This is a genomic window from Flaviflexus ciconiae (genome assembly GCF_003971195.1).
In the GTDB taxonomy this organism is placed as follows: Bacteria; Actinomycetota; Actinomycetes; order Actinomycetales; family Actinomycetaceae; genus Flaviflexus; species Flaviflexus ciconiae.
Window position 1 is genome coordinate 1,632,875 of the sequence record NZ_CP034593.1, and the last position, 13,942, is coordinate 1,646,816.

Here is a 13,942-nt window from a genome sequence, read left to right on the forward strand (position 1 = left end):
CGGCCCCCTTCACGGGATCACCGGTTCACGGGCTCGTTGCTGTCCCGGGCTCGAAGTCAATGACCGCCCGACAGCTTGTTGTCTCGGCCCTTGCCGACTCCCCCTCGCGCCTCGAAGGCGCTTTGCGCTCCCGCGACACGGACCTCATGATCGAGGCCCTGAAAAACATGGGGGTACAGATCGACGGCGACGGAGACACCCTCGACATCACCCCGGCGCCGCTGAAAAGCGCACACGTTGAGGTTGGCCTCGCGGGAACCGTCTTCCGTTTTCTCGCGGCCGTGGGCGTCCTGGCCGACGGTCCCGTCAGCTTCGACGGCGATAAGGCTATGTACGCGCGCCCCATCGAGCCGTTGCTCGATGCGCTTGACCAGCTCGGAGCAACCATCACGGCAGGGAACGGCCCCGGCGGCCGCACCCTCCCCCTCACGGTCTCCGGTCCCGTGTCGGGCAACGAAGTCACGGTTGACGCATCCGGCTCCTCCCAGTTCATCAGCGCCATGCTACTTCTGGCACCACGGCTCCCGGGCGGCCTCACCATCAAGCTCGCGGGCACCGCGGTGCCCTCCCTTCCGCACATTTCCATGACCGTGGAGGCACTGCGGAACGCGGGCGCGGATATCACCGAGAACCTCGAAGGCCCGATCAGCTGGGTCGTTTCTCCCGGGCCGCTCAACCCCGGCACCGTCGTCATCGAACCCGACCTGTCGAACGCCAGCCCGTTCCTTGCGGCCGCCGCGGCAACCGGCGGAAGCGTCTCGGTACCACGCTGGCCGGCGGAAACAACCCAGGCCGGCGCTCTCATCGTCCCCATCCTGGAGAAGATGGGAGCGACCTCCGAGCTCGAGGACGGCACGCTCACCATCACCGGGCCAGAAACACTCAAGGGCATCGAGTTGGATATGCACGAGGCAGGCGAGCTCACGCCCACGGTGGCGGCCCTTGCCGCGCTGGCTGAAACACCCTCCCGCCTTTCCGGCATCGCTCACCTGCGGGGCCACGAAACGGACCGACTCGCTGCGATCTCGACGGAGATCACGAAACTCGGCGGCGTCTGCGTCGAAACGGCAAACGGACTCTACATCGAGCCAAAGCCGATGCACGGCGGAGTCGTCGACTCATACGAGGACCACCGGATGGCAACATTCGGGGCTATCCTCGGCCTTGCCGTCGAGGGCGTCTCCGTTCTCGACATTGGTTGCACGTCGAAGACAATGCCGGACTTCCCCGGCATGTGGACAAACCTGGTCACATGAGGGACACGGGAACGGACGATCCCCGGGTCCGGATCCGCCCGAACAGGCGCGGTTCCCGTCCCCGGACAAAGATTCGTCCCGACTACGATGACGCGCTTACGGCGCGGGTCTACCGCGTGGATCGCGGCCGCTACCATCTCATCCTCGACGAGTCGGGAACCGCCGTTGTCTCCGTCAAGGCACGAGAACTCGGCCGCGGCGCCATCGCCGTCGGCGACCGGGTCGCCGTTGTCGGGGACACCAGCGGCCGCAAGGACACCCTGGCACGGATTGTTAAGGTCCTCGAGCGTACCTCAACACTGCGCAGAACCGCGGAAGAGGGCGAGGCCGCCGGGAATGAGCGGGTCATTGTCGCCAACGCCGACAAGCTCCTCATCATTACCGCACTCGCCCAGCCAGAGCCGCGCACCGGCATGATTGACCGTTGCCTCGTTGCCGCATACGACGGCGGCATGGAACCAATTCTCGTCCTCACGAAGTCAGATCTTGCCGACCCCACTCCCCTCCTTGATCACTACCGGAACTTGGAGATGAGAGTTCTGTCCACATGGATCAATGAGGAAATGGGCCAGACCGACGGGGTTGACGTCGTTGCCAGCGAAGTAGCCGGCAGCATCTCCGTCCTCGTTGGCCATTCGGGCGTCGGCAAGTCCACCCTCATCAACGCCCTGGTACCCGACGCCGAGCGGGCCACCGGATCGGTCAACGAAGTGACCGGGAGGGGAAGGCACACATCCTCGTCAGCAATCGCCTTTGACCTTGCCGACGGTGGCGTCATCATCGACACCCCCGGTGTCCGCTCCTTCGGGCTCGCCCACGTGGATCCCGACATGCTTCTCGAAGCATTCCCCGACCTCATTCCGTTGGCTGAGGAATGCCCGAGGGGATGTACGCACGCGGAGACGGAACCCGAGTGCGGCCTCGACAGCGCAACGGAGCAAACCGCGGAACGCGTCGAGTCGTACAGGCGGCTTCTCGAGGCCCGCCATAACGCCGAACAATTCTGAGTCCGCGATACTGACGCTCCCCCGTCGCGTCGACCAACTGACGTAGGGTTGGTGCCATGCAATCCTTAACTCGATTGGGCGATGACCTGAGCTTCGCCACCGCCATCATCGACCAGGTCGATGCTCTGACCCTGCCCCGCTTCCAGACACAGGACTTCACCGTCTCAACGAAGCCGGACAACACCGAGGTCACAGAGATCGACATTGCCGCCGAGCAGAAGATCCGCTCCATGCTGTCCCGCTCTCGCTCGCGTGACGCGATCCTCGGAGAAGAGGAAGGCGAGACCGGCACCGCTGCCCGGCGCTGGATCATTGACCCGATTGACGGCACCCGCAATTTCGTCCGCGGAGTCCCCGTCTGGGCAACGCTTCTTGCTCTCGAAGAAGAGGGCGAGATCGTCATGGGGATCGTCTCTGCCCCGGCACTCCACCGCCGCTGGTGGGCCGCCAAGGGCCTCGGTGCCTTCACCGGCCGCAACTGGACCAACGCAAAGCAGCTTCAGGTCTCCCAGGTATCGAAAGTCGAAGACGCTTCGCTCTCCTACTCGTCGATGAGCGGATGGGCGGAGCGCGGTCAGCTCCGCGGCTTCCTACGCCTCGCCGAACAGTGCTGGCGCAACCGCGCCTACGGCGACTTCTGGTCCTACATGCTACTCGCCGAGGGCGCAGTCGATATTGCCTGCGAACCAGAGCTCGAACTGTACGACATGGCGGCACTGGTCCCCATCGTCACCGAAGCAGGCGGCACATTTACTTCCGTTGATGGCGAGCCCGGCGTAGCTGGCGGCAACGCGTTCGCGACCAACGGTCTACTCCACGAGGAAGCCCTTGGCCTCCTCCGCTCCATCACCGACGGAGAGGGCGAAGCCCGCGCCTAAACGCACACATCTAGCACATCGAGGGTTCCCAAAGGCAGAGAGTCTTGGCAACCCTCGATGTTCTTCCCCAACCGACATAGAACAAACCTCTCAGCCATTGGCGTCAATACTTCTAGGTTGCGAGACGACGCTTAAGCTCAACCGCAAGCTTCAGGCGTTCACTCGGGTGGTACCAGAGCATGTCGAGGTCCGCACAATCGTTGTAGGCATCTTCATCGCCCTTCCGTGCCGACAGGATCGTCCCCGCGGAAGCCTCCTCGTCTACAAAGATGGCAGCGACGTCGCGCCACCTGACTTGTCCACCTACTGAGACGCGCGATGGTTCGTTTTCATCAGCAGATCCTGCCGCACCATCAAACGCAATCACGAGTCGAAATGGGACATATGCACCGGAAGTGAGATGATCGTCCGCAGCGGCAAGCTGGACGATCAAATCGAGTTCTTCATCGTCTTCTTCAGTGAAGACAGCACGCACACCTGGAGTCACAGCATGCCCACTCGGGATCTCGAGCACTGCTTTCTCGAGGTCATCGAGACTAATCGCCGAGAATATGCGTCTTGATTCGAGCATGTCATACACCGTTTCACCATCGAGATGCCGCGCCACCAACTCGCGGCGTAACCTTAACCATTCCTGAAAGCGGAATGTCATACAATTTACTCTGATATTAACAAGATGTATTGTTAAGTATCCGATTGCATTTCGGTCACCGTCCTGGTGAACGAATGGCAATGAAACCCTTACTTCTCGTTTCCTCAAGGGTCTAGCACCTTAAAGAGCACGGAAGTCACGAAGCGGAGATCTCATATTATGGCCACAAAATTTATGACGATTGCCGATGTCGCAGAGACACTTAACGTTTCGACGGCACAGGTTCGATCACTTATTCATTCCGGAACTCTACCCGCCATCCAGGTTGGAGGGCGCGGTCAATGGCGTATCGAGCAGACTATTCTCGATAAGTACATTGAAGACGGATACGAAGCTACTAAACGTCGCGTTCAGGGCCAGGACTAAATCCTGGCCAAACTCGATGGGGCCACCACCGGTGGCCCCATTCTCTTATCCACATGACCGGTTCTAACCGGTTGTCCGCTTTGCTAACGATGCTAATAATCATATAAACATCGTTCTTGCCCGTAAAGCGGAACTAGTGGATTGAAGATACATAGAGGTTAAGAAATGAATAATAAAGGAGAGGATATTGAGCCAAAGGACAAGTTTCCCGTTCCTCCGACGCCGAAGGAGCGAGTCTCAGGTCCGTTGCCGGATCCGCAGAAGATTGCCGAGAATATTGCGCTTGGCGCCTTCGAGGTGCTTTCGGGCTATCGATCCGTCCAGCAGCTTCAACGTTGGCTCGAGCCTCAGCTCTACGTGGAGCTAGCGCAACGTGCCGGCGTGAGGTCCCGTGTGAGGGCAAAGAAGAGCCTTCCGGCGCGCGTCATCAATTCGATCACGTGCGAACCTGCCGAGGGCGTGTGCGAAGCTAGCGTGGTCGTTTGGAACATAGATCGGCCCCGAGGCTGCGCAGTGAGGCTGGCGGAGCATCGGGGCCGGTGGAGGGCTCAGGCCCTCGACGTGATCTAGCGGCGCTTTTTCTTAGCAGCGCGGCGCTGCGCCCGGTTCTGTCCGGGCTGGGCCGGCGCCGGGCGGGCGGGACCTGACGTCTCTTCCTTATTGGTCATCATGCGAGACTTGGGGCGCTCAATCGAGAGGACCTTATCGGCGGCTTCCTGGCGCTTCGCCATGGCAACCGTCTCGTCCGCAGCCTCCACGGCTGCGATCTCATCCTTTGCTACCTGCTCGTCATCGGAGGCCATCTTCAGGCCGAAGAGGTAGCGAACCGTTTCTTCCTTAATGGAGACGGACATGGCCTTAAACATGTCGTAGCCTTCCCGCTTGTACTCGACAAGCGGGTTGCGCTGCGCCATGGCACGCAGACCAATACCTTCCTTCAGGTAGTCCATCTCGTAGAGGTGCTCGCGCCACTTCCGGTCAAGAACGGTGAGGAGAACTCGACGTTCAATCTCTCTCATCTGTTCCTCGCCGAACTCGGCCTCCCGCTCCTCATACTGGGCGTGGATATCGTCATCGAACTCGGCGTTAAGGCGCTCAACGGTCAGGCGGTTCTTCGCCCCCACGTCCTCAAGGAGCTCCTCCGCGGTGAAGGACGGGCGGTAGACGGTCTTCATGTCCGTCCACAGCTCGTTCAGGCTCCAGTCGGTGGGATCGCCCAGCGTGTGCCCTGCGACAACGTCCTCAACGACCTGGGTCATGTAGGACTGGATCGAATCGGCGAGGTCCTCGCCTTCCAGGATCTCCCGGCGTTCCTTGTAGACGGCCGCACGCTGATCGTTCATGACGTCGTCGTACTTGAGAACGTTCTTACGAGTCTCGGCATTACGTGCCTCGATAGCGGTCTGTGCGGACTCGATCGACTTCGCCAGGATCTTGAACTCAAGGGGTTCATTCGAGGGGTGGTTGTCGGGGCTCAGCAGCTTGCTTGCCATGCCCGAGGCGAACAGGCGCATGAGCTCGTCTTCGAGCGACAGGTAAAACCTGGATTCGCCCGGGTCGCCCTGACGGCCGGAGCGGCCTCGGAGCTGGTTGTCGATACGGCGAGACTCGTGGCGTTCCGAACCGAGCACGTATAGTCCGCCCAGTTCTTTCACCTCGTCGTGTTCGCGCGCAACGGCTTCCTTCGCGGCCTCCAAAACCTCCGGCCACGCGGCCTCGTATGCTTCCGGATCCTCAGCCGGGTCCAGGCCCTTCGCCTGCATCTGCTCAACAGCGAGGAACTCGGCATTGCCACCGAGCATAATGTCGGTGCCTCGACCGGCCATGTTTGTTGCAACGGTAACGGCACCCTTGCGTCCCGCCATCGCAACCACGGCGGCTTCGCGCTTGTGGTACTTGGCGTTGAGAACCTCGTGCTTGATCTTCCGCTTCGTCAGGAGCTTGGAGATCGCCTCGGACTTCTCCACCGAGGTCGTACCAACGAGGACGGGCTGTCCGGCCTCGTAGCGCTCGGCAATGTCGTCGGCGATGGCCTGGAACTTGCCGGCCTCGGTTGGGTAGACGAGGTCCGTCTGGTCGATACGGATCATCGGCTTGTTCGTGGGGATCGGGACAACGCCAATGTCGTAGGTGGAGGCAAACTCTTCCGCCTCGGTTTCGGCCGTACCGGTCATGCCGGAGATCTTCTCGTACAGGCGGAAGTAGTTCTGAAGCGTGATCGTGGCGAGAGTCTGGTTCTCGGCCTTAATCTTCACGCCTTCCTTCGCCTCGATCGCCTGGTGCATGCCCTCGTTGTAGCGACGGCCCGGCAGCACGCGTCCCGTGTGCTCATCGACGATCAGGACTTCGCCATCCATGACGATGTAGTCCTTGTCGCGCTTGAACAGCTCCTTCGCCTTGATCGCGTTGTTGATGTAGCCGATCAGCGGGGTGTTGGATGTTTCGTACAGGTTGTCGATACCGAGCTGGTCCTCGATCTTGTCGATACCGGGCTCGAGAATGCCGACGTTACGCTTCTTCTCGTCCACCTCGTAGTCGGTGTCCTTGCGGAGCTTCAAAATGATCCGCGCGAACTCCTCGTACCACTTGTTCGCATCGCCTTCGGCGGGGCCGGAGATGATCAGCGGGGTACGGGCCTCGTCAATAAGAATCGAGTCAACCTCATCGATGATGGTGAAGTAGTGGTCCCGCTGGACGAGCTCATCGACCTTCCACGCCATGTTGTCGCGCAGGTAGTCAAAGCCAAACTCGTTGTTCGTTCCGTAGGTGATGTCGGCGGCGTACTGTTCGCGCCGCTGCGCGGGAGTCATGCCGGAGGTAATACAGCCGGTCGTCATGCCAAGGAACCGGAAGACACGTCCCATAAGGTCCGACTGGTAGGTGGCCAGGTAGTCGTTCACCGTGATGATGTGAACACCCTTACCGGTCAGCGCATTGAGGTAGGCCGGGAGGGTCGCAACAAGCGTCTTACCTTCACCGGTCTTCATCTCGGCAATGTTGCCCATGTGGAGGGCCGCGCCACCCATGATCTGCACCGTGTAATGGCGCTGCCCCAGGGTGCGCCGCGATGCTTCACGTACAACCGCGAAAGCTTCCGGTAGGAGCGAGTCAAGGGACTCACCCTCTTCGAGTCGCGTCTTGAACTCGTCGGTCATGCCGCGCAGTTCATCGTCGTCAAGCTCGAGGAAATCATCCTCCAGGGCATCGACCTGCTTCGCGATCGTCTGCAGTTTCTTCACAGTGCGGCCCTCGCCGGCACGGAGAATCTTGTTGAGAATCTTTGACACGAAATTTTACTCCTGGGAATGGGACAGCTGACAACATTGTACGGCCTATAATGCGATCCGCCCGAGTTCGCGGGGGAACTCGGGCGGATATTCGGCGTACAGCGGAGGGGTACTCCCCCGAGCCGTTAGCTAATGCGGTCAACCATGAGGCGAGCAAAGGCATTGAGTCCGTTACGGACCTCGCCTTCCGGAATCGCATCGAGCGATGCGACGGCCTCGTCCGACCAGGTGCGCGCCAGGTCCCTGACCTCTTCCATGACCTGATGTTCACGTAGGAGGCTGACGGACTTTGCCACGGCCTCGTCACCAACGTTACCTGCGAGCAGGTCGAGGATCTGCTGTCCAGCCTCGTCGATCGTGCCGGCGGCGGCACGCTCCTTGAGGATCAGGATCGGCATCGTCTCGACGCCTTCGCGCAGATCGGTTCCCGGGGTCTTACCGGTGACGTCGCCGTCTGACATGATGTCGATAACGTCGTCAGCGAGCTGGAAGGCCACACCGACCTTCTCGCCGAACTCGGCAACCGCTTCCGCGATCTCGGGCGAGCCGCCGGATGAATTCACGCCGTAGCGGGCCGAAGCCGCGATAAGGGAACCGGTTTTGTCGGCCAGGACGTTGATGTAGTTGTCCCGAGCAGACACGTTTTCGGGAGCGCCGAGGGTCTCGCGGAGCTGGCCGAAGCACAGCCGTTCGAAAGTGACGGCGTGAAGGCGTACCGCCTCCGGGCCAAGACCAGCGACGAGGGACGAGGCCTTCGCGAATAGCACGTCACCGGCGAGGATCGCGGCGGAGTTCCCGGCAAGCTGCTGAGCTGAGGGCACTCCCCTCCTCATCGGTGCCTCATCCATGACGTCGTCATGGTAGAGCGTGGCGAGATGCGTGAGCTCGACGACCGCGGCTGACACCTCGGCATCCTCGTTACCCGGGTTAGGGCCGAGGAAGGACGTCAGCAGGCACAGGGCGGGGCGCAGGCGCTTGCCGCCCGCTGCCGCCAGGTGCCGCGTCAGTTCGTCAACGTCGGGTTCGGGTGACCTGACCGCCTCCTGGAGACGCGTTTCCACGCTCTCCATGAGTTCGGACAGACTTTCGTTCAGGCTGCCGGTGGCGCTGACGAGTTCTTCGATCACGGGAGTAGCACCGCCGCGTTTCCAATGAGGTCAAGGACAGGTCCGGGGAACACACCGAGTGCGATGGTCGCGATAGCTGCGATGACGATCGCCACGAGGCTCATGCCCTCCGAGGAGACTACCGTCGTCCGCTCGTCCGAATCCTCAAAGAACATGAGGACGACGAGACGGAAGTAGAAGAACGCGGTCGCTGCGGATGCAAGAACGGCGATGACAACCAGCGGCCATGCCCCGCCCTCAATACCGGCGGCGAAGGCGGTGAACTTACCGACGAAGCCACCCGTGAGCGGAATACCGGCAAACGAGAGGAGGAAGATCAGCATCGACACGGCAAGTGCGGGCTTGCGCTTGCCGAGCCCGGCCCATGCCTTGAGCGAGGTTGCCTCGCCCGTGATGTTGCCGTTTGAGTCCTTCTCGCGAACGAGGGTGACGATGCCGAAGGCACCGACCGTTGCTACGCCGTAGGCCAGGAGGTAGAACAGCGTGGCGCTGATGCCCGAGATCTCGAACGACGTGGCCGCGATCAGGACGAAGCCCGCGTGGGCGATCGACGAGTAGGCAAGCATGCGCTTAATGTCGGTCTGAATGATACCGAGAACGGTACCGACCAGCATCGTCACGATGATGATGACCCAGAGGAGAACCTCGAGGTCGCCCGCCATGCCCGGGGCAATGACGTAGAGGAACCGGATCATTGCCGCAAAGGCAGCGATCTTCGTGCCTGCCGCCATGAAGCCCGTGATCGGGGTCGGAGCGCCCTGGTACACGTCCGGGGTCCAGGAGTGGAACGGAACGGCACCGACCTTGAAGAGTAGGCCGACGAGGACGAAGACAATGCCGATGATGAGCATCCACTCCATGCCGACCGTCGCCGTTGTTGCCTGAGCAACCTCGGAGTAGCGGACGGATCCGGAGAATCCGAACAGGAGGGCAACGCCCATGAGGAAGAAGGCCGACGAGAACGCACCGAGCAGGAAGTACTTGAGTGCGGCCTCCTGCGAGATGAGGCGCTTGCGGCGTGACATGCCCGACAGGATGTAAAGCGGCAGCGAGAGAACTTCGAGGGCGATGAACAGCGTCAGCAGGTCGCCCGCTGCGGGGAAGGCCAGCATGCCGGTGACGGCGAACAGAACGAGGGGGTAAACCTCGGTCTGCTGAACGCCGGCACGGATGAGCTCGCGCTCCTCCTGAGAACCGGGACGGGTTGCTGCCGATGCCGCGAAGGAACCTTCGCGGGTCTGCGTGCGGTCGGCGATAACGAAGGCCGCGAGCAGAGCGGAGACAAGGACAATGCCTTGGGCCATGAGGGTGAAGGGATCCTCGATGAGCTGTCCGCCCACAACTGCCTGCGCGTCTTCGGTGTCAACAACGGTCCAGCGCCACACGACGGAGACAAGCGCTCCGGCGAGGGCAAGGAACGTGATCGTCACCTGGACGGAGCGACGGGAGTTACGCGGAGCGAAGGCCTCGACCAGGACTCCGAGAACGGCGGCACCCATGACCACGAGGATCGGAGTGAGTGCTGCCCAATCGATATCTGGGGTCACAAAGTTAGTCACTTGAGGTTCCCTTCGGTGAGCGCGGACGTAGCAAATGCGTTATCCGCGACGATGACGGCGGACTGTTCCGCGACCGGCTCAACGATCTCGATGATCGGGCCGGGGACGAAGCCGAGGGCCAGCATCAGGGCCACGAGAACACCGGTGACGGTCTTCTCGGAGACTCCCAGGTCCTTGACCTCGATGGCGGGCCGCGGTCCGGTGAATACCCGCTGGTACGGCAGGAGAATGTACAGAGCCGCGAGGATAACGCCGATGACGGAGATGCCTGCGATAAGCTTCGAGACCTCGAACGTTCCGGCCAGGACCATGAACTCGGGAACGAAGCCCGACAGGCCCGGCAGGGACAGGGTCGCAAGACCGGCGATGAGGAAGCCGCCCGCAAGCAACGGGGTGACGCGCTGCCAGCCACCGTAGTCGGTCACCATCTGCGAGCCGCCCCTCTTTGCGAGGTAGCCAACGATGAGGAACAGCGCTGCCGTTCCCACACCGTGCGCAACCATGTACAGGATCGCGCCGGTCATGGCGGTCTCGGATCCGGAGAAGATACCCATCACCATGAAGCCGAAGTGCGACACCGAGGTGAACGCGATGAGGCGCATGAGGTCCTTCGAAGCGATGGCCATGAAGCCACCCCAGATGATCGAGATCAGAGCCAGGATCATGATGACCGGCGCTGCGTCCTGTGCGGCGCCCGGGAAGAGCGGAAGACACAGGGCGATCATGCCGTAGGTGCCGACCTTGTCGAGGACGCCGACGAGCAGCGCGGATGTTCCGGCCGGTGCCTCTTCCGTTGCGTCGGGGAGCCACGTGTGGACCGGGAACATCGGGGCCTTCACCGCGAACGCGATGAAGAAGGACAGGAACATGAGCATCTGTGCTGTCTGCGAGCCGTCAACCGAGCCTGCCAGATTGGCGATGAGGAAGCCTTCGGGTCCACCCGGTCCGGAGACGTACGCGGCGACAACGCCGACAAGCATGACGAGTCCGCCAGCAAGCGAGTACAGCAGGAACTTCAGTGCCGCTGCCTTGCGCTTCGGGCCACCGTAAGAGCCAATCAGGAAGTAGACCGGGATGAGCATTGCTTCGAAGAGCACGTAGAACAGGAACACGTCCTGCGCCGCGAAGATCGCGATCATGACGGCTTCGAGAGCAAGGACCCAGGCGACGTAACCGGCGTCGCGGCGGCCGCTCTGCTCCTCGTGAGGACGCAGGAAGCGATCCGAGTCAGCCGTGAGGATGACGAGCGGGACGAGCACGACGGCAAGGCCGATCATGACCGCCCCCATGCCGTTCACGCCCCATGCGAGCGAAACGCCAATCGACGGGATCCACGAGTAGGTCTCGGCCAGCTGGACGGTGCCAGCGGTTGCCGTGTCGAACTCGGAGACGAATGCGATGATCGCACCCGCTAGGACCAGGACTGAGACGACGACGCCATAGGTCTTCGCCTGACGGTGGAGCGGCTTGACGGCGGCCAGGATAATGGCTGCGACCAAGGGCACCAGGATTAGGACAGTCAGCCAGGGAAAGGCTGCCGTTTGTGGGGTATCCATGTAACCTCTATTCCTCCAGTCCCGGTCAGATCCGCGCCGCGAGGGCCAGGATGACGACGACGACAATACCGAGCGTCATAACACCCGCGTAGCTTCGTGCGTAACCGTTTTGGATCTTGCCGATGCTGCGTCCCACGGAGCCGAAGCTCCGTGCCACAGCCATGACGAGGCCGTCGATGAGGCCCCGATCGGTCCCGTCCACGCCGCGCGTCAGCCACTGGCCGGGGCGCATGAACAGGTTCTCGTTGATGGCGTCCTGGTGCAGGTCGTTGCGGGCAGCGTTGACCAGGACATTGGCGGCAGGTGCCTTCGCGGGCACGTCGTTGCGAACGTACATGACGTAGGCAACGGCAACGCCGATGGCGACGAGCGTTAGGGTCAGCCCGATGATCACGGGGACCGGGATAACCGGCTCCAGGTGCTCAACGGCTCCGGTGACCGGCTCGAGGAACGTGACGAAGCGATCTCCAGCATCGAGGAACCAGCCCAGTCCAACGGATCCGATGGCCAGGATGATCATGGGGATCGTCATGAGAGCCGGGGACTCGTGCGGGTGCTTAGCATTCGGGCCTTCGGAGCTCCAGCGGGGCTTACCGTGGAAGACCATGAAGAACAGCCTCGACATGTAGAAGGCGGTTAGTCCGGCGACCAGCAGTGTTGCGGTACCGAACACCCAGGGCTGCCAGCCCTCGCCGACAAACGCGGCCTCGATAATGTAGTCCTTCGAGTAGAAGCCAGACAGGAACGGGAAACCAATAATGGCAAGGTAGCCCAGTCCGAACGTCACCCAGGTGACCTTCATGTGCTTCCACAGTCCGCCGAAGCCTCGCATGTCGACCTCGTCGTTCATCGCATGCATGACGGAGCCAGCTCCGAGGAACATGCCGGCCTTGAAGAAGCCGTGCGTGACGAGGTGGAAGATGGCGAATGCGGCACCGATCGGGCCAAGGCCCGCAGCCAGCATCATGTAACCGATCTGGGACATGGTCGATGCTGCCAGCACCTTCTTCATGTCGTCCTTCGCGGAACCGACGATGGCACCGAAGATCAGCGTGATCGTACCGATGATGGCAACCAGTAGCTGAGCGGTGGGTGCGCCCTCGAAGATGAAACCGGAACGGACCATGAGGTAGACACCGGCGGTCACCATGGTGGCGGCGTGGATGAGGGCGGAGACCGGGGTCGGGCCCGCCATTGCGTCACCGAGCCATGCCTGGAGGGGGAACTGTGCGGACTTACCGCACGCAGCTACCAGTAGGAAGATGCCGATCGCGGTGAGGACGCCCTCGCTGGCGCCACCAGCGGCACCGGCCACACCGTCGAAGCTGACGGTGCCGAACGAGGCGAACATGGTCATCATGGCGAGCAGCATGCCCATGTCACCGACACGGTTCATGACGAATGCCTTCTTGCCTGCGGTCGCGTACTCGGGGACCTGGTTCCAGAATCCGATGAGCAGGTACGAGGCAAGGCCCACGCCCTCCCAGCCCACGAAGAGGACCAGGTAGGAGTTACCAAGAACAAGGAGGAGCATCGAGGCAACGAATAGGTTGAGGTAGGCAAAAAACCGGCGACGGTCCCTGTCCTTCTCCATGTACGCCACCGAGTAGATGTGAATGAGCGTGCCAACGAACGTCACAAGAAGAACGAACGTGATCGACAACGGGTCAACCCGGAAGCCCAGCGCAACATCGAGGTCCCCGCCGGGGATCCACTCGTAAAGGATGTGCTCCTGAATACGATTCGAAGAATCCTGGCCCAGCAGGTCAAGCGCGGCCATGACGCCGATAACGAGGGAGCCGAGGGAGGCAAGGATGCCCAGCCAGTGGCCCCAGCGGTTAGCGCCCTTCCCCGCGAGGAGAAGGATGCCTGCGCTGACGAGCGGAATGGCGACGGCGAGCCAGATGAGCTCCACGTTGCCGGTTGCTGCGATTGCGTTAGTAGTCACAATCTACCCCCGTCAGTTCTTGAGCAGGTTCGGCGCGTCAACGGACGCGGACCTGCGGGTTCGGAAGATGGACACGATGATGCCCAGGCCAATGACGACCTCGGCGGCGGCGACAACCATGACGAAGAACGCCACCGTCTGGCCCGTAATGTCCCCGTGCATGCGGGCGAACGTGACGAGCGCCAGATTGCACGAGTTCAGCATGAGCTCAACACCCATGAGGGCAATTATCGCGTTGCGCCGGGTGAGAACGGCTACCGCACCGATGGCAAACAGAATGAATGCCAGCACTGCGTAATTCATGAG

At 61.6% G+C, this 13,942-nt stretch carries 12 protein-coding genes; 5 read left to right on the plus strand and 7 right to left on the minus strand.

Annotation, left to right across the window (positions count from 1 at the left end):
* Positions 1-59 precede the first annotated feature (59 nt).
* Genes aroA through hisN form a run of 3 tightly spaced genes read left to right on the plus strand, consistent with a single transcriptional unit; the run spans position 60 to position 3,141 of the window.
* Entirely contained in the window at positions 60-1,256 is a 1,197-nt protein-coding gene (gene aroA / locus EJ997_RS07155) for a 3-phosphoshikimate 1-carboxyvinyltransferase (RefSeq protein ID WP_126703946.1), read from the plus strand.
* Positions 1,253-2,263 (plus strand): ribosome small subunit-dependent GTPase A, encoded by a 1,011-nt coding sequence (gene rsgA / locus EJ997_RS07160; RefSeq protein ID WP_126703947.1) that lies wholly within the window; start codon positions 1,253-1,255, stop codon positions 2,261-2,263. Before aroA ends, rsgA begins: the two co-directional genes overlap by 4 nt.
* A 56-nt stretch (positions 2,264-2,319) precedes the next feature.
* Positions 2,320-3,141, plus strand: a complete 822-nt coding sequence (gene hisN, locus EJ997_RS07165; RefSeq protein WP_126703948.1) for a histidinol-phosphatase — start codon at positions 2,320-2,322, stop codon at positions 3,139-3,141.
* A 112-nt stretch (positions 3,142-3,253) separates the two neighbouring features.
* On the opposite strand, the gene EJ997_RS07170 is transcribed toward hisN, so the two are convergent.
* Positions 3,254-3,793, minus strand: a complete 540-nt coding sequence (locus EJ997_RS07170) for a DUF6912 family protein (RefSeq protein ID WP_126703949.1) — start codon at positions 3,791-3,793, stop codon at positions 3,254-3,256.
* Positions 3,794-3,952: 159 nt separating this feature from the next.
* Between EJ997_RS07170 and EJ997_RS07175 the strand changes: the two genes are divergently transcribed.
* Both EJ997_RS07175 and EJ997_RS07180 read left to right on the plus strand, forming a co-directional pair.
* A complete protein-coding gene (locus EJ997_RS07175) occupies positions 3,953-4,159 on the plus strand; it encodes a helix-turn-helix domain-containing protein (RefSeq protein WP_126703950.1) in 207 nt (68 codons plus the stop codon).
* 165 nt (positions 4,160-4,324) lie between these two features.
* Positions 4,325-4,729 (plus strand): Rv3235 family protein, encoded by a 405-nt coding sequence (locus EJ997_RS07180; protein WP_126703951.1) that lies wholly within the window; start codon positions 4,325-4,327, stop codon positions 4,727-4,729.
* Here EJ997_RS07180 and secA read toward each other — a convergent pair.
* From secA to nuoK, 6 genes are all read right to left on the minus strand, one after another.
* Positions 4,726-7,446 carry a preprotein translocase subunit SecA gene (secA, locus tag EJ997_RS07185; protein WP_126703952.1) on the minus strand — a complete coding sequence of 907 codons (2,721 nt, stop codon included), beginning with the start codon at positions 7,444-7,446 and terminating at the stop codon, positions 4,726-4,728. The genes EJ997_RS07180 and secA overlap by 4 nt on opposite strands.
* A 125-nt stretch (positions 7,447-7,571) precedes the next feature.
* The gene (locus EJ997_RS07190) at positions 7,572-8,516 is read right to left on the minus strand and encodes a polyprenyl synthetase family protein (protein WP_126704990.1); all 945 of its coding nucleotides are present in this window, start codon (positions 8,514-8,516) and stop codon (positions 7,572-7,574) included.
* Positions 8,517-8,569: 53 nt separating this feature from the next.
* The gene (gene nuoN / locus EJ997_RS07195; RefSeq protein WP_126703953.1) at positions 8,570-10,132 is read right to left on the minus strand and encodes an NADH-quinone oxidoreductase subunit NuoN; all 1,563 of its coding nucleotides are present in this window, start codon (positions 10,130-10,132) and stop codon (positions 8,570-8,572) included.
* Positions 10,129-11,688: an NADH-quinone oxidoreductase subunit M gene (locus tag EJ997_RS07200; protein WP_126703954.1), complete on the minus strand. Its 1,560-nt coding sequence runs from the start codon at positions 11,686-11,688 to the stop codon at positions 10,129-10,131. Before EJ997_RS07200 ends, nuoN begins: the two co-directional genes overlap by 4 nt.
* Before the next feature lie 25 nt (positions 11,689-11,713).
* A complete protein-coding gene (gene nuoL / locus EJ997_RS07205) occupies positions 11,714-13,636 on the minus strand; it encodes an NADH-quinone oxidoreductase subunit L (protein ID WP_228201419.1) in 1,923 nt (640 codons plus the stop codon).
* Between the two features lie 12 nt (positions 13,637-13,648).
* Positions 13,649-13,939, minus strand: coding sequence for an NADH-quinone oxidoreductase subunit NuoK (gene nuoK, locus EJ997_RS07210; RefSeq protein WP_206501904.1), 291 nt, complete (start codon positions 13,937-13,939; stop codon positions 13,649-13,651).
* Positions 13,940-13,942 lie beyond the last annotated feature (3 nt).